This is a genomic window from Sporosarcina sp. ACRSL (assembly GCF_022346605.1).
Classification (GTDB): Bacteria; Bacillota; Bacilli; order Bacillales_A; family Planococcaceae; genus Sporosarcina.
Genome location: NZ_JAKRNT010000001.1, coordinates 393,647 through 418,027 on the forward strand (window position 1 = coordinate 393,647; position 24,381 = coordinate 418,027).

Annotated in this window: 21 protein-coding genes; all 21 read left to right on the plus strand. The window is 43.1% G+C overall.

The window, feature by feature from the left end; all coding sequences use genetic code 11:
• The first annotated feature begins 250 nt into the window (after positions 1–250).
• The 21 genes from rpsO to pgsA all read left to right on the plus strand — a co-directional run bounded on the left by rpsO (position 251) and on the right by pgsA (position 24,374).
• Positions 251–520 (plus strand): 30S ribosomal protein S15, encoded by a 270-nt coding sequence (gene rpsO / locus MHZ92_RS02155; RefSeq protein ID WP_239429857.1) that lies wholly within the window; start codon positions 251–253, stop codon positions 518–520.
• A gap of 157 nt (positions 521–677) precedes the next feature.
• Positions 678–2,801, plus strand: a complete 2,124-nt coding sequence (gene pnp, locus MHZ92_RS02160) for a polyribonucleotide nucleotidyltransferase (protein WP_239429858.1) — start codon at positions 678–680, stop codon at positions 2,799–2,801.
• Between the two features lie 88 nt (positions 2,802–2,889).
• Positions 2,890–4,137 carry a M16 family metallopeptidase gene (locus MHZ92_RS02165; protein ID WP_239429859.1) on the plus strand — a complete coding sequence of 416 codons (1,248 nt, stop codon included), beginning with the start codon at positions 2,890–2,892 and terminating at the stop codon, positions 4,135–4,137.
• Positions 4,138–4,201: 64 nt separating this feature from the next.
• Positions 4,202–4,477 carry a YlmC/YmxH family sporulation protein gene (locus MHZ92_RS02170; protein WP_239429860.1) on the plus strand — a complete coding sequence of 92 codons (276 nt, stop codon included), beginning with the start codon at positions 4,202–4,204 and terminating at the stop codon, positions 4,475–4,477.
• On the plus strand, positions 4,464–5,243 hold the full coding sequence (locus MHZ92_RS02175; protein WP_239429861.1) for a hypothetical protein: 780 nt from the start codon (positions 4,464–4,466) through the stop codon (positions 5,241–5,243). Before MHZ92_RS02170 ends, MHZ92_RS02175 begins: the two co-directional genes overlap by 14 nt.
• Before the next feature lie 12 nt (positions 5,244–5,255).
• Positions 5,256–5,840 (plus strand): dipicolinate synthase subunit B, encoded by a 585-nt coding sequence (locus MHZ92_RS02180; protein ID WP_239429862.1) that lies wholly within the window; start codon positions 5,256–5,258, stop codon positions 5,838–5,840.
• A 178-nt stretch (positions 5,841–6,018) separates the two neighbouring features.
• Entirely contained in the window at positions 6,019–7,050 is a 1,032-nt protein-coding gene (locus tag MHZ92_RS02185; protein WP_239429863.1) for an aspartate-semialdehyde dehydrogenase, read from the plus strand.
• Positions 7,051–7,136: 86 nt separating this feature from the next.
• Positions 7,137–8,027 (plus strand): 4-hydroxy-tetrahydrodipicolinate synthase, encoded by an 891-nt coding sequence (gene dapA, locus MHZ92_RS02190; protein WP_239429864.1) that lies wholly within the window; start codon positions 7,137–7,139, stop codon positions 8,025–8,027.
• 413 nt (positions 8,028–8,440) lie between these two features.
• Entirely contained in the window at positions 8,441–10,108 is a 1,668-nt protein-coding gene (locus MHZ92_RS02195) for a ribonuclease J (protein WP_239429865.1), read from the plus strand.
• Positions 10,109–10,191: 83 nt separating this feature from the next.
• Positions 10,192–12,549: a DNA translocase FtsK gene (locus MHZ92_RS02200; RefSeq protein ID WP_239430073.1), complete on the plus strand. Its 2,358-nt coding sequence runs from the start codon at positions 10,192–10,194 to the stop codon at positions 12,547–12,549.
• A 161-nt stretch (positions 12,550–12,710) separates the two neighbouring features.
• Positions 12,711–13,439 carry a GntR family transcriptional regulator gene (locus MHZ92_RS02205; protein ID WP_239429866.1) on the plus strand — a complete coding sequence of 243 codons (729 nt, stop codon included), beginning with the start codon at positions 12,711–12,713 and terminating at the stop codon, positions 13,437–13,439.
• A gap of 172 nt (positions 13,440–13,611) precedes the next feature.
• A complete protein-coding gene (locus MHZ92_RS02210) occupies positions 13,612–14,679 on the plus strand; it encodes a BMP family lipoprotein (protein ID WP_239429867.1) in 1,068 nt (355 codons plus the stop codon).
• Between the two features lie 161 nt (positions 14,680–14,840).
• Complete coding sequence (locus MHZ92_RS02215) at positions 14,841–16,397, plus strand: ABC transporter ATP-binding protein (RefSeq protein WP_239429868.1); 1,557 nt, start codon at positions 14,841–14,843, stop codon at positions 16,395–16,397.
• Positions 16,390–17,436, plus strand: coding sequence for an ABC transporter permease (locus MHZ92_RS02220; protein ID WP_239429869.1), 1,047 nt, complete (start codon positions 16,390–16,392; stop codon positions 17,434–17,436). The genes MHZ92_RS02215 and MHZ92_RS02220 overlap by 8 nt, the downstream gene beginning before the upstream one ends.
• Before the next feature lies 1 nt (position 17,437).
• Positions 17,438–18,403, plus strand: coding sequence for an ABC transporter permease (locus MHZ92_RS02225; protein ID WP_239429870.1), 966 nt, complete (start codon positions 17,438–17,440; stop codon positions 18,401–18,403).
• A gap of 166 nt (positions 18,404–18,569) precedes the next feature.
• A complete protein-coding gene (gene yfmF, locus MHZ92_RS02230) occupies positions 18,570–19,835 on the plus strand; it encodes an EF-P 5-aminopentanol modification-associated protein YfmF (RefSeq protein ID WP_239429871.1) in 1,266 nt (421 codons plus the stop codon).
• Positions 19,836–19,837: 2 nt separating this feature from the next.
• A complete protein-coding gene (yfmH, locus tag MHZ92_RS02235) occupies positions 19,838–21,136 on the plus strand; it encodes an EF-P 5-aminopentanol modification-associated protein YfmH (RefSeq protein ID WP_239429872.1) in 1,299 nt (432 codons plus the stop codon).
• Between the two features lie 2 nt (positions 21,137–21,138).
• On the plus strand, positions 21,139–21,867 hold the full coding sequence (ymfI, locus tag MHZ92_RS02240) for an elongation factor P 5-aminopentanone reductase (RefSeq protein ID WP_239429873.1): 729 nt from the start codon (positions 21,139–21,141) through the stop codon (positions 21,865–21,867).
• 189 nt (positions 21,868–22,056) lie between these two features.
• Complete coding sequence (locus MHZ92_RS02245; RefSeq protein WP_239429874.1) at positions 22,057–22,854, plus strand: YmfK family protein; 798 nt, start codon at positions 22,057–22,059, stop codon at positions 22,852–22,854.
• Positions 22,855–22,862: 8 nt separating this feature from the next.
• On the plus strand, positions 22,863–23,741 hold the full coding sequence (locus tag MHZ92_RS02250) for a helix-turn-helix domain-containing protein (protein WP_239429875.1): 879 nt from the start codon (positions 22,863–22,865) through the stop codon (positions 23,739–23,741).
• Between the two features lie 54 nt (positions 23,742–23,795).
• Positions 23,796–24,374, plus strand: a complete 579-nt coding sequence (gene pgsA, locus MHZ92_RS02255; protein WP_239429876.1) for a CDP-diacylglycerol--glycerol-3-phosphate 3-phosphatidyltransferase — start codon at positions 23,796–23,798, stop codon at positions 24,372–24,374.
• Positions 24,375–24,381 lie beyond the last annotated feature (7 nt).

Consider the following 24,381-nt stretch of genomic DNA (forward strand, 5'->3'; position numbering starts at 1 on the left):
TCCTGCGGGAATAGCATGAGCTGAAGACCCCGCAACGTAGCGTAGCGAAGTGAGGAGGCTGAAGCCATGCCCGCGGAAAGCGTCCGCCTGAAACGGAAAGTAGCGGTGTAATTTGGGACATCATTGTTGCATCTACGTTTCCCGCGTGTTATGATAAATCAGTGCAAGAGCACAAACCTTTCCTCGGCAAATCGAATCACCAACGATTGCTCGGGATTTGGGGATATTCAATTATTAGGAGGTGAAAAGGATGGCTATTACACAAGAGCGTAAACATGAATTGATCAACGAATTCAAAACTCATGAAAACGATACTGGATCTGCAGAAGTACAGATCGCTATCCTTACTGAAGAGATCAACAACTTGAACAACCATTTACGTACTCACAAGAAGGATCACCATTCACGTCGTGGTCTTTATAAAATGGTCGGTACACGCCGTAGATTGCTTAAATATCTACGCGAAACTGATGTTCAACGTTACCGTGATCTTATTGCCAAACTCGGCCTTCGCCGTTAATAAGATGTATACGAAAAGCGGGCCTTGCCCGCTTTTTTTTATTGAGTCATTAATTTAATGATATTTTTCGCATATGTCCTTCTTTTTTGATACACTACTACTTAATACATACTACTTCGTATGATGTCCATGTTTGAAATTAGAGAGGGGTACCATAATGACAGAACAAAAAAAGGTTTATTCATTTGATTGGGCTGGGAGGCCGTTAACAATCGAAACGGGCCAGCTTGCAAAACAAGCAAACGGCGCTGTTCTTGTACGGTACGGAGACACGACCGTGCTCTCAACAGCAACTGCTTCGAAAAATCCGAAAGCGCTTGATTTCTTCCCGTTGACCGTCAACTATGAGGAAAGACTATATGCTGTCGGGAAAATTCCAGGCGGGTTCATTAAACGTGAAGGACGTCCTTCAGAGAAGGCTGTTTTGACGAGCCGTCTGATTGACCGTCCGATTCGACCGTTGTTTGCAGATGGATTCCGTAACGATGTACAAGTTATCTCACTTGTCATGTCAGTCGATCAGAACTGTTCATCTGAAATGGCAGCGATGCTTGGTTCGTCGCTTGCTTTGTCCATATCCGATATCCCATTCGAAGGACCGATCGCAGGTGTTCAAATCGGTCGAATTGATGGTGAGTTCATCGTCAACCCGACTCCGGAACAATTGGAAGCGAGCGAACTTGACCTCGTTGTCGCAGGAACAAAAGATGCCATTAATATGGTTGAAGCAGGAGCGAAAGAAGTTGCGGAAGATGTCATTTTAGAAGCGATCATGTTTGGCCATGAACAGATTATCCAACTGATCGAATTCCAGGAGAAAATTATTGCGGAAGTCGGCAAGGAGAAAATGGAAGTCACATTATTCGAACTTGACGAAGAGCTGCTTTCAGAAGTGAAAAACAAATGTGAATCCGATTTGATTAGCGCCATTCAAACGGAAGAGAAGCATGCACGCGAAGAAGCGATCAATGCTGTTAAAGACAATGTGATGGAACAATATACTACCGAAGAAGCGGACGAGGAAACGCTCAAACAAGTGAAGAGCATATTGGATCATCTTGTGAAAGAGGAAGTTCGCAGGCTCATCACTGATGAGAAAGTTCGCCCTGATGGCCGTGGATTGGATGAAATCCGTCCTCTCTCAACGGAAGTCGGTATTTTACAGCGGACGCATGGTTCTGGCTTATTCACACGTGGACAAACTCAGGCGCTCAGCGTATGTACATTAGGGGCTTTAGGTGAAGTGCAGATTATTGATGGCCTTGGACTCGAAGAATCGAAGCGGTTCATGCATCATTACAACTTCCCTAATTTCAGCGTAGGGGAAACAGGACCTATTCGCGGACCGGGCCGTCGTGAAATCGGTCACGGTGCTCTTGGTGAACGTGCACTTGAACCGATCATTCCAGATGAAAAAGACTTCCCGTACACAATCCGTCTCGTTGCGGAAGTGCTGGAGTCGAATGGTTCATCCTCACAAGCGTCGATTTGTGCGTCTACAATGGCTATGATGGATGCCGGAATTCCGATTAAAGCTCCTGTCGCAGGAATTGCAATGGGACTCGTGAAAAAAGGGGACAACTATTCTGTCCTATCTGATATTCAAGGGATGGAAGACCATCTTGGAGATATGGACTTCAAAGTAGCTGGAACAGAAAAAGGAATTACAGCACTCCAAATGGACATTAAAATTGAAGGATTATCCCGTCAAATTTTAGAAGAATCTTTAGCTCAAGCGAAAATTGGCCGGATGCATATTCTCAATCATATGATGGCGACCATTTCCGCACCTCGTGAAGAACTTTCGGAATATGCTCCGAAAATCATCATGATCAAAATCAATCCGGATAAGATCCGTGATGTTATTGGACCTGGGGGTAAAGTGATCAATAAAATCATCGAAGAAACTAATGTGAAAATCGATACAGAACAAGATGGAACAATCTATATTTCATCTCCTAATTCGGAAATGAATGAAAAAGCGAAAACGATAATTGAAAATATCGTCCGCGAAGCGAAAGTCGGAGAATATTATTTAGGAAAAGTGAAACGGATTGAGAAATTCGGAGCGTTTCTTGAAATCTTCCCTGGCAAAGACGGACTTCTTCATATTTCTGAAATTCAGGAAGAACGTACGAAGGCTGTTGAGGATGTGTTGAAGATGGGCGATGAACTTTTCGTAAAGGTTATCGAAATCGACAATCAAGGCCGTGTGAACCTTTCCCGCAAAGCTGTTTTGAAAGAAGAGAAAGAAGCAGCTGAAAAAGGGAAAAACGAATAAGCGATTAGCATATTATAATGGAAAGCCCCACTTTACGATGGTGTGAAGATGGTGGCTTTTTCTTCTTTATTCTGCGGGGGGATATGAATTGATACAAAAACAACTATGCCAAAATGGCGTCAGAATCATTCATGAAAAGATGCCATATGTTCGTTCCTTGGCAATTGGTCTTTTCGTGAAAGCAGGTTCCGTCCATGAAACAGAACAGGAATGGGGGCTGTCCCACTTCATTGAACATATGCTTTTCAAAGGGACCTCTACTCGAACCGCAAAAATGATTGCCGAACAGTTCGATCGGATGGGCGGCGATATGAACGCTTACACTTCAAAAGAGATGACTTGCTATTATGCAACGGTTCTAGATCATCATGCGGAAGAGGCATTGACGATATTAGCGGATATGTTGTTCCATTCCCGTTTTGACGAGATGGATATACGAAAAGAGAAATCTGTCATTTTGGATGAAATTGCCTCCGTTGAAGACACACCTGATGATGACGTAGATGAACGGCTTTGGTCTGTCATGTATCCGAATCAGCCAATTGGAAGATCAATTGGTGGAATTGAAAAAACGATTGAATCATTTGATAAGGAAATGATTGAACGGTATTTATCAAAGTACTACACTCCTGAAAATGTCATCATTTCAATTGCAGGAAATTATGATGATTCATTGATAGGCTTTATTGAAGATCTATTCAATTCGTTCGAATCTCCGAGCCGCTCAACGAATGCAAGTGAAGGACCGGTACCTGTCTTCCATAGCGGTAGGACGTCAAAAACTAAAGATATTGAACAGGCACATATATGCATCGGCTATCCGGGCTTAAAACTCACGGATGAAAGGCTACATGACTTGATTCTATTAGACAGCATTGTTGGCGGTACGATGTCTTCTCGCATGTTCCAAAAGATCCGTGAAGAAAAGGGCCTTGCCTATTCTGTCTTTTCCTATTACTCATCGTATTTGACAACAGGAGCCTTCGTCATTTACGGCGGTACTGGACCTGAACATTTAGAGGAAATGGCCTCTACGATGGATCAACTTATCGATGAAATCGTCTCAGTGGGCGTTACAGAGATGGAATTGCACAATGCGAAGGAACAATTAAAAGGCAGCTTTTTGCTAGGTTTGGAAAGTTCGGAATCCAGAATGCATCGGAACGGAAAGAACGAGTTAATCCTTTCTGAACATAAAACATTGGACGAAGTCGTTGAGTTAATCGAGAAAGTGCAATTGGAAAACGTCAATGCAATTGCACGAGAAACGTTTGCTCATCGACGTGCAATATCATTCATCGGTCCGAAAAAAACGGTTAATAGAATCCGATTTTAGAAATATGCAGCTTTGCCTTCTTTAAATCATATGATAAGTCAGGACATGATGAAGGAGGATGGATATGCTGCTATCCGAAATGGCACAAAAAGAGCTTATTCAAGTGGAGGAAGGAATCCGCTATGGTTTCCTTGCAGATACAGACTTGATTTTCAATCGAAAAACAGGGGCGATCATCGGCTTTGAAGTGAAAAAGAAATTTGGGCGGTTTCCATTCCGCAATAGGGAGCAGGAGACAACGGAATTCATACCGTGGAGTGAAATTGTATTGATTGGGGAGCATCGGATTCTTTTTGGAAAAACGCATAGCTTGGGGGAATTTGATATTGACGACAATTGAAGGCAAATGGTTATTCATTGGAACGGACAAGAGATTGGCAGAATGCAGTCGAATTATGAAGGAACACGGTTTCGATGCGTTTCGTTATAATGGAAACGCATATTCGGACCAGTTGGCGCGCATGCTTGATGAAATAGCCCCCGATTATATCGTTTTTCCTATTTTGCAAATGGATGGCACCATTCCAATTGAAAAAATTAAACAATCAGCTGTTCTTTATCCCGGCGTTGCAACGACAGATTGGTTGGCGCCTTTCATTCAAGCTGATTTTACTGTCCGTCCGTATTTGAAGGAAGTTGAATTTGTTTGGGAAAATGCGTTATTAACTGCAGAAGGATTCCTCATTGAATATTATGACATAGCAAAACGTCGAATTTTAGGCGAACATTTCTATATTGCAGGCTTTGGAAAAGTAGGCAAAATGACCGCCGCCGTCCTGTCATCCCTTGGTGCATATGTAACCATTTTGGCACGTTCTGCTGATCAGCTAGGAGAAGCTGCATCAATTGGTTATGAGACAATGGTATTGCCAAACGATACAGTAGACTTAAAAGGAATCCTCGTCAACACGATTCCTGCAAAATGGCTCCAAGTAGGAAACAACTCTACTTTACGCATTTATGATTTGGCATCAGCGCCAGGTTGCCTAAGGGACAATTCCCCTGATGAATACTATACAATACACCTCGGATTGCCGGGAAAACATTTTCCGGTAGATGCTGCTAACGCTTTGTTTAAAGCGTTGCTGAGGATGAATAGTAAATGAAAGGGGAAAAAGATGCTACAAGGGAAAAGAATTGGCCTTGGTATTACGGCATCGCATTGTACGTATGACCAAATATTACCCGTCATTAGCGATTTGCGGGATAATGGTGCAACTGTTGTACCCATCATTACGCATTCGGTCTTAACAGCTGCGACGCGGTTCGGTACAGGCGAAGAATGGATCAGAAGAATTGAAGAAGCAACAGGTGAAAAAGTCGTTTCGACAATCGTAGAGGCTGAGCCATTCGGTCCAAGCAATCCTCTTGATTGCATGATCATTGCTCCCATGACCGGCAATTCAATTAGCAAATTCGCCAATGCTGCTACAGATTCACCAGTGTTAATGGCGGCAAAAGCAACGTTGCGGAACAATAGACCGGTGTTGCTTGGGATTTCAACGAATGATGCGCTAGGATTAAACGGTCCGAACATAATGAAGCTATTAAACATGAAAAATGTATTTTTCATCCCGTTCGGTCAGGATGATCCTTACAAGAAACCGAACTCGATGATCTCCGATTTCACATTGATGGTGCCAGCCGCAGCGGCAGCCCTTGAATACCGACAACTTCAACCACTCTTAATTATTCATAAATAAAAACAAAAATACAAAGCGCAATATCTCTAGGTATGATATAATTCCTCCAATGAACTCTTATAGGACATAGGTTGAAGTTTATTCTTATGGGAAAATTCATTTTCACACCATTGTATGAATAGACGTTCGGCTGTATATTTATCCAAAAGTCCTTAGAAATGTTGAAAGGGAGATAGAGATGAAAAATGAAAATTTGAATGTAGCAATTGTTGGAGCAACCGGAGCTGTAGGTACGCAAATACTTGCAAAACTTGTGGAACGTAATTTTCCTGCAAAATCCATTAAGTTGCTAGCTTCGAAAAGATCCGCGGGAGTTGAAATTACTGCTGGCGGTCAAACATATATTGTCGAAGAAACGGTTCCCGAATCTTTTGAGGGAGTCGACATCGCATTCTTTAGCGCAGGAGGTTCAATCTCTCAAAAGTTTGCGCATGAAGCGGTAAAACGCGGTGCAGTTGTGATTGACAATACAAGCGCATTTAGGATGGATGAAGGCACTCCCCTTGTAGTTCCTGAAGTCAATCCGAACGCATTACAGGAGCATTCTGGAATTATTGCGAACCCGAACTGTTCAACAATCCAAATGGTTGCTGCGCTTCAACCAATCAAGGAAAAGTTCGGCATTAAACGGATCATTGTTTCGACATATCAAGCAGTATCCGGTGCAGGCGCAGAAGCGATTGACGAACTTGAACAACAAAGTAAACAATTCGCAGAGCGTGCTCATATTAAAGCTGAATTGCTTCCAAGTGCTTCTGCGGAACGTCATTATCCGATCGCTTTTAACGCAATCCCTCAAATCGATGTTTTCGATGAATCGGGGTACACTTTGGAAGAACTGAAAATGATGAACGAAACGAAGAAGATATTCGGGGATCAGCAAATGGCCGTTACAGCCACTTGTGTTCGTCTTCCTGTCGTGACAGGTCACTCAGAATCAGTGTACATCGAAACAGATGATGAAACAGCAACTGTTGCCCAAGTCCGAGCTGCATTGGCTAGTGCGCCAGGTGTTGTCGTCTTGGATGATCCGTCAGAACAATTATATCCGATGCCGCTATTCGCGGAAGGAAAAGATGAAGTTTTTGTTGGCCGCATTCGGAAAGATCCGAAAGATCCGGCTGGCTTCCATATGTGGATTGTGTCAGATAACTTGCTGAAAGGAGCAGCGCTGAACTCAGTCCAAATTGCAGAGGAATTAATTAAATAAAGTTATTGAAACGATTGTTCCGTGTCGATAAGCTATGAAAACCGAAGCAATCGCTTCAACATCAAAGCTGAAAAGGAATGGTCAGATTGGAACTTGGACGAATTGGTACAGCGATGGTCACTCCTTTTTCGCATACTGGAGACATCGATTTTGACTTGACGGAGCAACTGATTGAGCATTTGATTTCGACAGGGACGGATTCCTTAATCGTCTGTGGAACTACAGGGGAATCCCCAACGTTAAATCATCAAGAAAAATTCGACTTATTCAGGTACGCGATTGAAATCGTCAGAAAGAGGATTCCAGTCATCGCAGGTACAGGAACCTTTAATACGGCGGAAACAGTCAAACTGACAAAGCAGGCGGAAGAGCTAGGTGCTGACGGGATCATGCTAGTGACCCCTTACTACAATAAACCAGACCAAAAAGGGATTATTACGCATTTCACCCATATTGCAAGTGCTACAGCCCTTCCGATACTACTCTATAACATTCCAGGAAGAGCCGCGGTCAATATGGAAGCGGCAACCGTCATCGAATTATCAAAAATTAAAAACATTCGAGGTGTCAAAGAAGCGAGCGGAAGCCTCGATCAAATGTCGGCCATCATCTCAGGAACGGACAATAGCTTCAAAGTGTATAGTGGAGATGATGCGTTAACATTGCCACTCTTAGCAATTGGTGGAGACGGCGTCATTTCAGTCGCCTCCCATATAGTAGGCACTGAAATGCAGCAAATGATTAAAGCCTTCAACTCTGGGGATACGCTGAGCGCTGCGAAGATGCATAGAACGTTGCTTCCTTTATTCCACGCTGTTTTTTCTGCTCCGAATCCTGTTCCGGTTAAGTACGCCCTTAACAAGATGGGAATCGAGACAGGAGGCGTCAGGATGCCTTTAACGAGTTACGGAGAAGGCTCCGCCTCCTTCGACGACGTATGGAATGAATTCAAGAAAAATGAGCACGTTTTTCGATAAAAGAAAGCCGGAAGCAACAACCGGCTTTTTTTGTTTGTGTAGTTAGGGTATTCTCACGTATAATGAACTTTAGTCGTTGTGGACGGGTATTCAACTTTATCCAGCAAAATTCACCTCTTTCCATAAGTCCCGGGATAAATGTAGAAGTATCAACATACAGTTGGGATTCAATACCTGCCGGATTAAGTTGAAGCCTCCGGCGGATGTTACGGATTTTTAGGGGGATTTATCGAGCTAGCTCGATAAAAATCCGAACGCAATTACGCCGAGGCGTAATTGATTCAACAAACAACAACAACATAATCATTTGAAAATGGACAGTTGGGATTAACATAAGCAAGTATAAAAAGCATACATAGACGGTTCAAGTTTTAACAACGGTCTTTTTCAAACAAAGTATAGGAGGAAACAATGTGGCAAAAACAAAAAATGAAGTAATAAAAGTAATTCCGCTAGGAGGGGTCGGGGAAATCGGTAAGGCGATGTACGTAATTGAAATCGACGATGAACTTTTCATCGTAGATGCGGGTCTTATGTTCCCTGAAGGTGAAATGCTCGGAATTGACATCGTCATTCCAGACCTCACATACATCGAAGAGAATAAAGAGCGAGTGAAAGGGATCTTCTTAACGCATGGGCATGAAGATGCAATCGGATCCATCGCTTATCTGCTGCAAAAAGTGCAGGCTCCCGTATACGGTTCAAAACTGACACTTGCTCTCGCTAAGGAGCATCTGAAAGAAATGCCGGCACCTGCAGGCGTGAAATTCTTTGAAGTGACGAATAAGAGCCGAATGAACTTCAAACAGACGTATGTGACATTCTTCCATACGACGCACAGCATCCCTGACTCCCTCGGCATCGTCTTCCATACGAGCGAAGGAGCGATTGTCCATACCGGAGAATTCAAATTCGACCAATCAGCAAAAGGAAAATATCGACCAGATATCGCTAAGATGGCCGCGTTAGGGGAAGAAGGCGTTTTCATCTTGATGTCAGATTCAAATGAAGCGGAACGCCCAGGCTATACAACTTCCGAATCTGTCATAGAAGACCGTCTGTCCAATACTTTCCATAGCGTGGAAGGGCGCATTCTTGTAGCCTTGTATGCTTCCAATTTCATCCGAATTCAGCAAGTTTTTGATATAGCACTTGAAACGGGCAAAAAAGTTGCGGTCGTTGGAAAGAGCCTCGAAAGTTATTTTGAAGTTGGCAAGAGGTTGGGTTATTTGCAAATTGACGAAGATACCGTTATCTCCGTAAAAGACATCGGGAAGTATTCTGATGACCAAATCGTCATTATCGTTACGGGTAATCAAGGCGAGCCGCTTGAGGCACTTGAAAAAATCGTCCGTAAATTCCATAAGGACATAAAAATCAAAGAGACGGATACAGTCCTTATTACATTCACGCCATCCCCGAGCATGGAAGTGTCCATGTACCAAATGGCGAATGAATTAGCAAAAGCCGGTGCAAACGTTATCACCGCTTCGAAAAATGTTCACGTATCCGGTCATGGAAGCCAAGAAGACTTGAAGCTGATGTTGAATTTAATGCAACCGAAATATTTTATTCCCATCCAAGGGGAATATAAAATGCTCATTGCCCATTCAAAACTCGCGCAGCAAGTCGGATTGCAAAAATCACAAATTTTCATTGCGGATAAAGGCGACATTGTCGAATATAAAAATGATAAAATGAGGATGAGCGGACGCGTGCAAGCAGGCAATATCCTGATTGACGGAATCGGTGTCGGAGATGTCGGCAATATTGTGTTGCGAGACAGGAAACTATTGTCGCAAGATGGCATTTTTACAGTCGTCATTACATTAAGCCGCAAACAGAAAAAAATCGCTGCTGGCCCTGAAATCGTTTCACGTGGATTCGTATATGTAAGAGAGTCGGAGGAATTGCTCGATGAGTCGAGAAACCTCGTTCGGAAAATCGTGGAAAAGTATGTGAATAAAGATACGTTCGAATGGACAAACATAAAGCAAGAGATCCGCGATACATTAAGCTCATTTTTATTCCAGCAAACGAAGAGAAGACCGATGATCATCCCGATTATTATGGAGTACTAAATTCGACACAACAAAAGAACTTGCAAAAGGATTTCCATGCCGACCTGACGGCGGGAAATCCTTTTTTACAAAGGAGAAGTGACATGTCTAAAAAAGCGAAGAAAAAGAAAAAGAAAACGGCTGCTTCATCGAAAAAGAAAAGTGATGGCCTCCATCCGCTCATTTACGAAGTGGGCGGTTTGACGATGATCGGCTTCGCTATCATTATCATTTTTGAGTTCGGGATGGTTGGAAGAGGGTTATCATCTTTTGCAAGGCTATTATTTGGAAATTGGCATGGGGCTGTTCCTTTATTATTAATCGTCCAAGCGCTGCTATTCATGGTCAAACGAACAACGGTAGGATGGAATAACCGTATCGTAGGCGGCAGCTTATTTATACTTGCAAGCCTACTTTTATTCAGCCATATTCACTTGTTCAAGGAATTGTATGAGAGTAAAGTGCTCATGTCCAATTCAGCTTTTAAAGAAACGTGGAAAGTTCTGATCACGAATGAAGGGATCACATCCCGAAGCGGCGCCCTCGGTGGTGGAATGGCGGGGGCTATGCTTTTTGCCGTCTTCCATTCGTTATTCGATTCTGCGGGAGCGACAGTAGCTGGCGTCCTCCTGTTATTGATTGGCATTATTTTACTGACCGGAAAAGCGCTCGTCCCGTATATTGCAGAACATTATCCGAAACTGCTATCGTCAATTAAAACTAAATTGGAACGGAAAGAAAAAAACACGTCTAGAAAAAGTGGTCAATCGAATCTGCCTAGAACGACTCGATCCAAAAAGACAATGGTCGAGGAGGACAAGTCGGATTACTCGACTGCTTCTGCAATCGATGAGCAAGAAGAGATTATCTCCAAGCCGATTATTTCAGCATTTAATGACCGTATCGAGCCGAAATCTTCTATTGATGAGCAAGCGGCTGTCGTTGAGAAAGCAGTAGAGAATGATCAAACAGAGAATCCGGAAGTCGAGGAAGTGCCCACTTATTCGGGTGTATCGGGCGAAGAGGAAAATGTATCATACATTTTGCCGCCTCCATCATTACTTCGACAAACGCCATCGAATGATCAGTCTGCGGAATATGAGTCTATCCATGCGAACGCCCAAAAACTTGAAAGGACTTTTTTAAGCTTTGGTGTTAAAGCAAAAGTCACTCAAGTCCACTTAGGACCAGCCGTCACAAAATATGAAGTACTGCCTGATACTGGAGTCAAAGTGAGTAGAATCGTCAGCTTAGCCGATGATATTGCCCTTGCCCTTGCAGCGAGTGATATTAGAATCGAAGCCCCTATTCCGGGTAAATCTGCTGTCGGTATTGAAGTGCCAAACAATGCAGTTGCAATTGTCAGTTTGCGGGAAGTGATCGAATCGAAGGAAAACAACCGTCCCGATTCGAAGCTTAGTATCGTTCTCGGTAGAGATGTGACTGGACAAGCGATGATGGCTGAATTGAATAAGATGCCGCATGTTCTCGTTGCTGGGTCGACGGGAAGCGGAAAAAGTGTATGTATCAATGGGATCATTATCAGTATATTAATGCGCGCAAAGCCGCATGAAGTGAAGATGATGATGATCGATCCGAAAATGGTCGAGTTGAATGTCTACAATGGCGTTCCGCATCTATTGGCACCTGTCGTGACGGATCCACGAAAAGCGTCTCAAGCATTGAAAAAAGTTGTTTCCGAGATGGAAAGAAGATACGAACTGTTTTCCCATACAGGAACACGCAATATTGAAGGATATAATGATCATATTGAACAGTGGAATGAAGAGAATGATGAAAAGCATCCACGAATGCCGTATATCGTTGTAATTGTGGACGAACTTGCAGACTTAATGATGGTTGCTTCAAGCGATGTAGAAGACTCTATTACACGGCTTGCTCAAATGGCCCGTGCAGCTGGAATCCATTTGATTATCGCAACGCAGCGGCCGAGCGTGGACGTCATTACAGGAATTATTAAAGCAAATATCCCGTCGAGGATCGCTTTTGCCGTTTCTTCCGCAGTTGATTCGAGGACAATATTAGACGGAGCCGGAGCTGAAAAGCTATTAGGACGTGGGGATATGCTATTTCTGCCTGCAGGCGCGTCCAAGCCGGTGAGAGTCCAAGGGGCATTCGTTTCCGATCAGGAAGTTGAAGCTGTCGTAGATTTCGTCATCCAGCAACAAAAAGCCCAATATCAGGAAGAGATGATTCCGACGGAAGTCGAAGAAATTCAGCCGCATGAAGAGACAGATGAGTTGTACGATGAGGCGGTCCAACTCGTTTTAGAAATGCAGACTGCATCCGTATCTATGCTGCAAAGACGTTTTCGTATAGGTTATTCAAGAGCTGCCAGGATTGTAGACCAAATGGAAATGAGAGGGGTCGTAGGACCTCCGGAGGGCAGTAAACCGAGACAAGTCCTGATATCAGCTACTGAGGTCGATTATCATTCATGAAAAGCGTGACAAAAGAAGTACATTTTTTATGGATTTTTCAAGGTTTCATTGTTTTTTGAAAAACAGATGTTTATTTTGTAGTATGAAAATGATATAGTATGGATGATTAACAAATAGGGTAACACATCAGAGGTCTAACATCATCGAGATGGGGGATTAAAATGGTTGTGAAAACAGATCAAAGGCATTTATACGTGCAAGTGATCGAGCGATTGAAAGAAGATATCGACGCTGGAATCTTTAAGGAAAATGAAAGATTCCCATCAGAGTTTGAGCTTGCTAGAACTCTTGGTGTCAGTAGGGCAACGCTTCGGGAAGCTTTACGAGTCCTTGAAGAGGAAAAAATTATTGTCCGTAAACACGGCGTCGGCACTTTCGTAAATCCACGACCATTATTTTCTTCTGGCATTGAACAGCTATCGAGTATTTCGTCCATGATACGAGATGCAGGAATGGTTCCTGGAACCATATTCATGGATGTACAGGAGAACCTTCCAAATGATGAGATGATAGAGAAATTTGATTGTGAGCCGGATGATAGTCTCGTAACAATTAAAAGAGTGAGGACAGCAGACGGGGAACCCGTCGTTTACTGTGTTGACCAAGTACTCTCCAAAAATCTTGAAGCAGGTTCGGACGTCCTGTTGAACGACTCTATCTTTGACTTGATTGAAAAATCTGAGGAGATCAGAATTGTACAGGCGGTGGCGAATATTGAACCTGTCGGGTACGACGATGAAGCGTCATCGATATTAAGATGCGGAGTCGACATTCCACTTCTCGTATTGCTGCAGCATCATTATAGTGAGGAAGGCGAAATGGTCCTTTACTCCAAAAACTATTTCAGGGCTGATAAATTCAGCTTCCATGTAGTCCGAAAAAGGGTATAAGGCATATTTTAAAAAGCAACAGGCTAGCAATCTTCCATTTGACGGGCAGAAAATGCATTTGCAATGACCGCCTGTCTTTTGGACTGCCAATAAACGGCTTTTCAAATGTGCATTAAAGACGTTCTTACGTCATATTGAATACCAAAAATAAAACAAGGGAGGTCCAAAATCAATGAGCAAACGTAAATACGGACTTGCATTATCATTGGTACTCGCAGCAGGCACGCTACTTGGCGCATGCGGCACGGACAAAGACACAGAAAAAGACAATTCATCTTCTACAGGTGGAAACGAATCAGATTTTTCTCTAGCGATGGTTACGGATGTCGGCGGTGTTGACGACAAATCATTCAACCAATCTGCTTGGGAAGGAATCCAACAATTTGGTAAAGACAATGGATTGAGTGAAGGGGACGGCGGTTACGCATACCTTCAATCAAAAGGGGAAGCGGACTATACTTCCAATCTGAATGCGCTTACTCGTCGTAATTTTGACTTAGTTTTCGGAGTCGGTTTCTTGATGGAAGAAGCGATCAATACAATCGCTGAACAGCAACCAGATACAAACTATGCGATCATCGATGGAGAAGTCGATCAGCCAAACGTTGCTAGCGTCATGTTCAAAGAGCAGGAAGGTGCGTTCCTAGCTGGAGTAGCAGCGGCCTTAATGACAAAAACTGATAAAATCGGTTTTGTCGGCGGTATGGAAATTCCGGTTATCGAACGTTTTGAAGCTGGATTTGTAGCAGGTGTTGCAGCAGTAAATCCAGACATCAAAGTAGATGTTAAGTATACTGGAGCATTTGACAAAGCTGAGCTCGGTAAAGCGGAAGCTGGACGTATGTATTCTTCAGGCATTGACATCATTTTCCACGCAGCAGGCGGAACAGGTAACGGGGTATTTGCTGAAGCGAAAGAACGTAAACAAGCAGATAAAGATGCGAACGTATGGGTTATCGGTGTTGACTCCGATCAGTACGATGAAGGTCAAGTCGGCGATGATAACATCACATTGACATCAATGCTTAAACGTGTGGATGTAGCGGTTCAAGATATTGCAGGACTTGCTATGGAAGGTAAATTTCCTGGCGGTGAAACGAAAGTTTATGGAATTGAAGACGATGGTGTCGGATTAGCAGATTCTCGTGGTGCGATTCCTCAAGACGTATTGGATCAAATAGAAGAGTTTAAACAAAAGATTGCAAACGGTGAAATCGAAGTACCAGAATTCGCTGAATAATAATTATTAAAACGAGGGCCGGTTTAGTCCGGCCTTTGTTATGTAGATAATGAATCTGGGAATAAAAGGATAGACTAAAAGGTTTTTAATTAAAAATCTTTTATTGTATTCATTTTATTTTCCAATATAAAGAGAAACTATTATACAAGGAAGTGAATCCATTGGAATATGTCATTGAGATGTTGAACATTACGAAGCAATTCGGTAATTTCCGTGCGAATGACAATATCACTTTGCAATTGAAAAAAGGAGAAATCCATGCATTGCTTGGTGAAAATGGTGCCGGCAAATCAACATTGATGAATGTGCTGTTCGGACTTTACCAGCCTGAAGAAGGCGAAATCCGCGTAAACGGGAAAAAGGTCAATGTGACAAGTCCAAATGTTGCAAACGATCTCGGAATAGGAATGGTTCACCAACATTTCATGCTCGTCGAAAACTTAACTGTTACCGAAAATATTATTTTAGGCAGTGAGCCGAAGAAGATGGGTGTCGTCAACAGTAAAGATGCGGCAAAGAAAGTGGCCGAACTATCAAAACTTTACGGATTAAATGTCGACCCTTATGCGAAAATCGAAGACATTTCAGTTGGCATGCAACAACGTGTTGAAATCCTAAAATCACTCTATCGTGGAGCAAATATACTGATTTTCGACGAGCCGACAGCTTCCTTGACACCTCAGGAAATACAAGAATTGATTGGAATCATGAAAAAGCTTATTACGGAAGGCAAATCGATCATTCTCATCACTCATAAGCTACAAGAGATCATGGATGTTTCCGATCGAGTCACCGTCATCCGGAAGGGGCAAGGAATCGGTACGGTCGTGACTTCCGAAACAAACCCTGAAGAACTTGCAACGTTGATGGTTGGAAGACAGGTTACATTCAAGACGGAAAAAGGTCCTTCCCATCCTCAAGAAGAAGTGTTGAAGATTGAGAATCTTGTTGTCTTGGATTATCGGGGGATTGAAAAAGTAAGAGGGTTGAATCTATCTGTTCGCAAAGGCGAGATTGTCGGCCTTGCGGGAATTGACGGAAACGGGCAATCCGAATTGATAGAAGCGATTACAGGCTTACGGAAAGTGAAGAGCGGCAAAATCACGATTAATTCAAAAGACGTGACAGGTTTGAAACCAAGAAAAATTACGGAAGCAGGCATGGGTCACATTCCGCAAGACCGTCACAAACACGGACTTGTCCTTGACTTCTCTGTTGGTTATAACGCTGCCTTACAAGAGTATTATCAATTGCCATATTCCAAAAACGGAATTATGAATTATGATGCCATCACTGAAAAAGCGAATCAAATTATAGAAGAATTTGATGTCCGGACGCAAGGAGAGCACGAGTTAGCCCGTGCCTTATCCGGAGGAAACCAGCAAAAACTCATTATTGGACGTGAGGTTTCTCGGGATCCCGACCTGCTCATCGCGGCATTGCCGACAAGGGGACTCGATGTCGGAGCAATCGAATTCATTCATAAAAGGCTCATTGAGCAACGGGACAAAGGGAAGGCCGTATTTCTCATCTCCTTTGAACTTGATGAAGTCATGAATGTTTCCGACCGGATTGCAGTTATTCACGATGGCCAGATCGTCGATACGGTCATCCCATCGGAAACAAACGAACAGGAACTCGGTCTTTTAATGGCCGGTCATTCAAAGGAAGAGAAGGAGCAACATGCAATGAAAGAAGGTGCGGATCGAGATGTCTAATAGAGTTATCAACATTTTAGTGCCAGCCATTTCGATCATCCTCGGTTTACTCGTCGGTGCTGCCGTTATGCTCTTCAGTGGCTATGACCCAGTGGCTGGTTATATTGCATTATGGAATGGTATATTCGGAGATAGCTATGCAATCGGTGAAACGATTCGACAAATTAGTCCCTATATCCTTGCAGGTCTGGCAGTAGCTTTTGCTTTCCGAACAGGACTTTTCAATATCGGTGTTGAGGGCCAACTCATGGTCGGATGGTTTGCTGCCGTTTATGTGGGATCAACGTTTGAATTGCCGATGTACATTCATTTGCCTTTCTCTTTGCTAGCCGCAGCAGTGGCAGGAGCACTATGGGGATTAGTGCCAGGCATTTTGAAAGCGGCGCTACGTGTCCACGAAGTTATTGTCACGATTATGATGAACTATATTGCTCTCCACGTCGTAAATGCATTGATTAAAACAGTATCTGGTGGGAGCTATAAAACGGATAGGATACAGCCGACTGCATCTTTACGCTCGGACTTCCTATCGAATTTGACTGATTACTCCACACTCCATTACGGTATTTTTGTGGCGCTTATTATGGCTGTTGTCATGTGGTTCATTCTCGAAAAGACGAAAACAGGTTTCGAATTGAAGTCGGTTGGATTCAATGAGAATGCATCCCAATATGCCGGTATGAACGTAAATAAAAATATTATTCTATCGATGGTCATCTCGGGTGCTTTTGCAGGTCTCGGAGGAGCGATGGAAGGACTTGGTACTTTCGGAAGCATGACGAACCAAGCAGGATTTACTGGAATCGGATTTGACGGAATTGCCGTTGCATTGCTTGGGGCGAACTCTCCACTCGGTGTCATTTTCGGAGCTTCATTATTCGGCTCTCTGAAATACGGAGCGAATAATATGCCGAATGCCGCTAATATTCCACTAGAAATCGTTTCAATCGTCATTGCACTCATTATCTTCTTTGTTGCGTGCGGATATATCATCCGGGTAGGACTGCAACGATTGAATAAGAAAAAGGAGGCGAAATGACATGAGCTTTTTAGAAGTGCTTTATTTTATGGTACCAACTTCAATTGCTTATGCCGCTCCTCTCATTCTCACTGCTATCGGTGGCGTGTTCTCTGAACGCTCCGGCGTAGTTAATATTGGACTTGAAGGACTTATGGTCATGGGTGCCTTTATAGGAATTGTCTTTAACTTGGCATATGCAGACGTATTCGGTGGCTGGACGCCATGGATTGCATTACTAGTAGCGATGCTCGTTTCTGCAATCTTTTCAATTATGCATGCTGTAGCATCTGTCTCTTTCCGTGCGGACCAAGTTGTTTCCGGGGTAGCGATCAATATGCTCGGTATTGCGATTGCCTTGTTCTCTGTAAAAATGATATTCGGGAAAGGGCAAACGGATTTCATCCAACATAAAATCCCGCGTGTCAATATTCCGATTTTGCAGGACATCCCTTTTATCGGACCGATGTTGTTCAAATCAGTTTATGGAACCTCTGTTATGGCAATCCTAATTGCGGTCATTGCATGGTTCGTCATTTATAAGACGCCTTTTGGTCTTCGCCTTCGTTCAGTAGGTGAGCATCCGATGGCAGCTGACACAATGGGAATCAATGTGGCGAAAATCCGTTATACAGCCGTCATCCTTTCCGGAGGTCTTGCTGGAATTGGCGGAGCAATCTATTCACAAACAATGACAGGCGATTTCGGTCATGCAACGATCAATGGTCAAGGATTTATGGCATTGGCTGCAATGATTTTCGGGAAATGGCATCCAATTGGTGCAATGGGAGCCGCCCTATTTTTCGGATTTGCACAAGCACTTGCAATTAGTGCGGGGTCAATCGACATCGACTTCATCCAAAAAATCCCGTCTGTCTACTTCCACATCCTTCCGTATGTGTTAACAATTCTTGCTCTAGCTGGTTTCATTGGGAAGGCGAACGCTCCGAAAGCGAGCGGTGTTCCTTACATTAAAGGTAGTAGATAATCGAGTAAGACCGCCTGGATTCCCAATTGTTGGGACCAGGCGGTTTTGGTATTATCTGATTCTCTAAAAGGTAAACTGGAAAGACGTTTATTTTGCCATGCATATGCGATGAAATGTATATTGTATGGAGGTATTCGTATAATAAAGAAAAAAACGAGGTGTCCGTATGTTTAAAAAGGTCGAGCTTCAAAAGGGAGTCAATTTATACATTCGCAGGACCGAGCAATTTAAAACGATTACAATGTCTATTAAATGGTTGACAGAATTGGATGAAAAACAGGCTGCATCGCGCGCGGTATTGTCAAACGTTCTTCAGGATTCGAACGCCGACTACCCAAAACAAAGTGATCTGCGAAGAGCATTGGACGAATTGTATGGCACCGTATTCTACATGGATGCAACAAAACGTGGTAGTTCACATATCATTACGTTAAATATGGAATGTGTAAACGATGAATACCTTTCTACGTCCGGGGTATTCGATGAAGCTTTAAAATTAGTCCGTTCCGTCATCTTCAATCCAAATTTAAAAGATGGAACTTTTGACGAATCAATCGTCGGTCGGGAAAAACGTACAGTCATTGAACGGATTCGTTCCATTTATGACGATAAAGGAAGATATGCACATAAACGGATGCTTGAACTAATGCGACCAAATGACCCTGCCTCCATGTCGGCAAGCGGTACAGAAGAAAATGTTGAATCCATTACGACTGCTTCTCTCCTAGATACATACAAGAGAATGTTGGATAAGGACGAAATCGATATTTACGTCGTCGGAGATATCCAGGAAGATGAGCTAACTGAAAAAATAAAAACGATGTTTAATTTTACTGCTAGGGAAGCTACGAGGAAACAATATGAACAGCAAGACAACGAAGTGAAAGAAGTCCGCCAGATCTTTGAGAGGCAGGATATGAAGCAAGGGAAACTACAAGTTGGATATAGTACACCCATTTCCTTCTTTCATCCAGACTATCCTAAAATGCAAGTTACGAATGGTGTTTTAGGGGGATTCGCTCATAGTAAATTATTTATGAATGTCCGTGAAAAAGAAAGTATGGCGTACACTGTGAACAGCGCTTATGCCGCTTACTACGGCATCGTTTATGTCATGGCTGGCATCGATGCCGACCTTGAGGAAAAAGCCGTCAAATTGATTGGTGAACAGATTGACGCCATGCAGAACGGAAATGTCACGGACAAGGAGCTAAGTCAGACTGTTGCCTTATTGACGAACAGCATCCGGAGCGCATTCGATTCTGCAAGAGGCCAAATTGAAGTATATGACCAATACAAACAATTGGATGAAGATTTCACAGCCGACAAATGGATTGAGGGATGGAATTCGGTCACAATTGAAGATGTGACAGAGATGGCTTCTCAAATCCACTTGGAACTCATCTATTTGTTATCGGGAAGAGAGGCGTAATTATGGAGAAACTTACATTTGAAAACTTACAGGAAACTTTATTCCATGAAAGGCTCGACAATGGTTTGAACGTCTATATTTTGCCAAAACGAGGATTTTCGAAAACGTATGTGACGTTTACGACGAAATATGGTTCGATTGACAGGACATTCATTCCGAGGGGCAAAGAAGAATTCGTGACGGTTCCAGATGGGATTGCACATTTCTTGGAACATAAAATGTTTGACAAGAAAGAAGGGGACGTTTTCCAGAAGTTTGGTGTTCTTGGGGCATCTGCGAATGCATTCACTTCATTCACACGCACCTCATACTTATTCTCCACGACGGATAATTTGTATGAAAGCACGAAAGTGTTATTGGATTTCGTGCAAGAACCTTATTTCACTGAAGAAAAGGTTGAAAAGGAGAAGGGGATCATCGCGCAGGAAATTACGATGTACGATGATAATCCGGACTGGCAAAATTATTTCGGGACAATCCAAAGCCTATACAAAGAGTATCCGGTTAATATCGATATCGCGGGAACAATTGAAACGATCCAAGAGATTACCGCTGAGCATCTTTACGAATGTTATGAAACTTTTTACCACCCGTCGAATATGGCGGTATTTGTCATTGGTGCAGTTGATCCCGAAGAGATGATGAACTTTATTCGTGAAGACCAGAACAGCAAGGAGTTTTCGGAGCCAATTGAAATCAAGCGGAAATATCCCGAAGAGCCGTTAGAAGCGAATAAAAAGAAAACTGTGCTTGAAATGGATGTATTACGTCCGAAATTCAATTACGGCATGAAGTGCAGCCGAACAATCATGGAAGGCAGCGAAATGCTCCGTCAAGATTTGGCTGTCAATCTTGTCCTCGATATCTTGTTCGGCAAAACCTCTGAATTTTACACGAAAGCATATAGTGATCATTTGATCGATGAGACATACCATTACGATTTCATTTTTGAGAAAGGATACGGCTTCGCGATGGTTGAATCAGATACTGAACATCCTTCCGAGCTCGAAGCTGCAGTCCGGAATACATTGAAATCGCAAGTGGATAATTGGTCGATTTCCGAAGAAGATCTCAATCGAGCAAAAAAACGGAGAATCGGTCAATTCATGCGTTCTTTGAACTCCATCGAATTTATTTCTAATCAATTTACACAATATAATTTCAACGAAATGAATTTATTCGATGTTGTTCCGACGCTCGAGAACATTCAAATCGAGCATTTGCAAGATGCGTTCTCGACGATTTCCAACGTAGATAGCCATACTGTCATGACGATTGTCCCCGGCTCAAAAGAAGGCTGACAATGAAGCGTCATGCAGTAATCCTCGGTTCATCCGGCGGCATCGGGGAAGCAGTTAGCCGTAAACTCGCCGCCGATGGATGGTCGTTGTATCTACATTACAATCGAAACGCGGAAGGTGCTTTAGAGCTGAGGAAGGAATTGATGAAGAACTACCCTAACGGGGACTTCCACGTCGTCCAGTCAGATTTTACACAACAAGACGGTGCACGGAAGCTTGCGGGCCAAGTAGGTCATGTCCAAGCAGTTGTCGTCGCGCTCGGTCAATCGATGCTGAAACTATTGACCGATACGACAATTAGCGACATGGAGGCGCTATGGCGTGTACATATGCAAAACCCTGCAATGTTCATTAGTCTCGTATCTCCTCAACTGCGGAGCTATCCAGTGTCGTATGTCGTTTTTATCGGTTCCATTTGGGGACATACCGGTGCTGCGGGTGAAGTTATGTATTCTGCTGTAAAAGGGGCACAGCATGCATTCGTCAAAGCTTATGCGAAAGAGGCGGCTTATACTGGCACACGGGTAAACGCTATTGCACCAGGATGGATTGAAACGGAAATGAATGAAGAACTGTCCGAAGAAGATAAACAGCTCGTCATCGACCAAATTCCTTTGCAGTCAACTGGTCAGCCTGAGCAGGTAGCGGATCTCACAAGTTTTCTAATTAGTGGGAAGGCGGATTATATGACAGGTGAAATCTTGAAATTGAACGGTGGATGGTATATTTAATCGTTTGTCCAAATAAAAAAGGGGATACATTTTTTCCCCTTTTTCTTTTTTCCTTTTCATCGACTGTCGAATCCGCTATTATAGAACTAAGTTGTGTCTCGTGCGTCCTACAAATTGAAGCGTTTAAAAATGTGCTCGGATGGCTTGCTTTTCATTGAAGCTCAAAAATATGTCGAAAGGGTGGGTCGAATGGGTGAATGGTATGTCGAATATGAGATACAGGTGAATCGGCCGGGTTTGCTAGGAGACATTGCTTCCTTATTGGGGATGTTGCGCGTCAACATCGTGACGATCAATGGTGTCGATGGTGGACACCGCGGTATGCTCGTCCGGACGGAGAATGACGATCAGATCAAGCGTTTTGAATTGATTGCATCCACGATGGAAACCATTCAAGTAAAAAAAATCCGTGAACCGAAACTGCGTGACATTTTGGCGGTCAGACATGGGCGCTATATCAAGCAGGATATCGACGATCGGAAGACATTCAGATTCATTCGTAGCGAACTGGGCGTCCTCGTTGATTTCATGGCGGAGCTGTTTAAACAGGATGGCCACAAACTGATTGGAATTCGGGGAATGCCTAGGGTCGGTAAAACTGAATCAGTCGTCGCTGCAAGTGTTTGTGCAAATAAAAAATGGATTTTCCTTTCTTCCACGATGATCAAGCAGACCGTACGAAACACTCTGGCGGGTGATGAATTCTCGAAAGATAATATATTCATTCTCGACGGTATCGTCACGAGAAAATCCGGAGATGAAAGACATATGCAACTCGTGCGTGAAATGATGAGCATGCCTTCCATCAAAGTAGTCGAGCACCCGGACATGTTCGTTCAGCATTCTGAATACGACATGGAAGATTTCGATTATATTATTGAATTACGGACAGATCCTGACCAAGAAATTACATATGAAATGATGGAGAAAAACCATATGATGTCCGATGTAGGTCCAATGGGTGGATTTGGTACGTTTAACTTTTAAACAGGCAGGTGTTAAAATTGACCGGATTAGGTGAACGTCTTAAAGAGGCGAGAACAGCTAAGGGATATTCACTGGATGATTTGCAATCGATAACAAAAATTCAAAAACGGTACCTTTCCGGTATTGAAAATGAAGATTACAGCATGATGCCCGGCGCATTTTATGTACGAGCGTTCATTAAACAATATTCGGAAGCTGTCGGTTTGGATTCCGATGAAATGCTGTCGTTATATAAAGAATCTGCAATTCATGAAAATTTTGAAGAAGAGGCTTCACAAATCACTCCTCAAATGAAGAGAACACGAGGTCTCAAAGGCAACAGCCGTCTAAATGAATTGATACCGAAATTTATTGTGGCATTATTCATTGTCGTCATTATCGTAGTTGTATGGGTACTATGGCAGAAAACTGCATCTAATAATGCAGGGCTCACAGATGTTGAACCGGAACAAGAGATAACGATGGATAGCAAACAACCGCCAGCAGGCAGTGTTAACGAAGGAACCGTAGACGACGGAACTGACGAAGAAACGACAGAGCCGGATCCTGAGCCGGAGGAAGAAGTTGTGGAGCAGTCGATCACATACGTCAGCACAAGAGGGGAAGACTCCACATATACGCTGACGGATGCAGAAGGGTTCACGCTTCAGATCGATACATCTGGAGATTCGTGGATAGGCGTCCAAGACGAGAAGCGAGTTGAACGAACACCGCTTGCACGTGTTATGAAAGCCGGAGAAACGATTGAATTGGATGTTTCTGATGTTGAATTCGTTCGGATCCGAGTGGGCAGAACACAAAACACTTCTATTTTTGTCAATGGTGAAAAGTTGGAATACGCTTCTGACGCCATTACTCAAAATATCATTATAGAATACGAGAAATGAAAATAGTCATCTATAAAGATGACTTTTTTCATTCCGAAAGGATAAGTGAGACAATTGAATTTACCAAACAAAATTACAGTATCACGCATATTGCTCATCCCGATATTCATCGTTTTCATGTTAGTCGATTTTGGGTTTGGATCATTTGCAGTCGGAGGCACTATTCTATCCGTTGAGCAACTGATTGGTGCGATGCTGTTCATCATCGCTGCTGCGACAGACTGGTTTGATGGACATTTAGCTAGAAAACATAATCTTGTCACGAACATGGGGAAATTTTTAGATCCACTCGCCGATAAACTTCTTGTGTCCGCAGCGCTGATCATCCTCGTGGAACTTGGATCCGCCGCTTCATGGATTGTCATCATCATCATTAGCAGAGAGTTTGCCGTTACCGGATTACGACTTGTACTTGCTGGTGGTGGCGAAGTTGTAGCAGCAAATCAATTAGGAAAGATCAAAACAGCGACCCAATTAGTTGCAATCGCCTTCCTTTTATTGAATAACATTTTCTTCGAAGCGATCAACTTCCCGTTCGGCACAATTATGCTTTATATCGCCCTGTTCTTTACAATTTGGTCAGGAGCAGATTATTTTTATAAAAACCGGAGGGTCTTACTCGACTCCATGTAAGGAGATG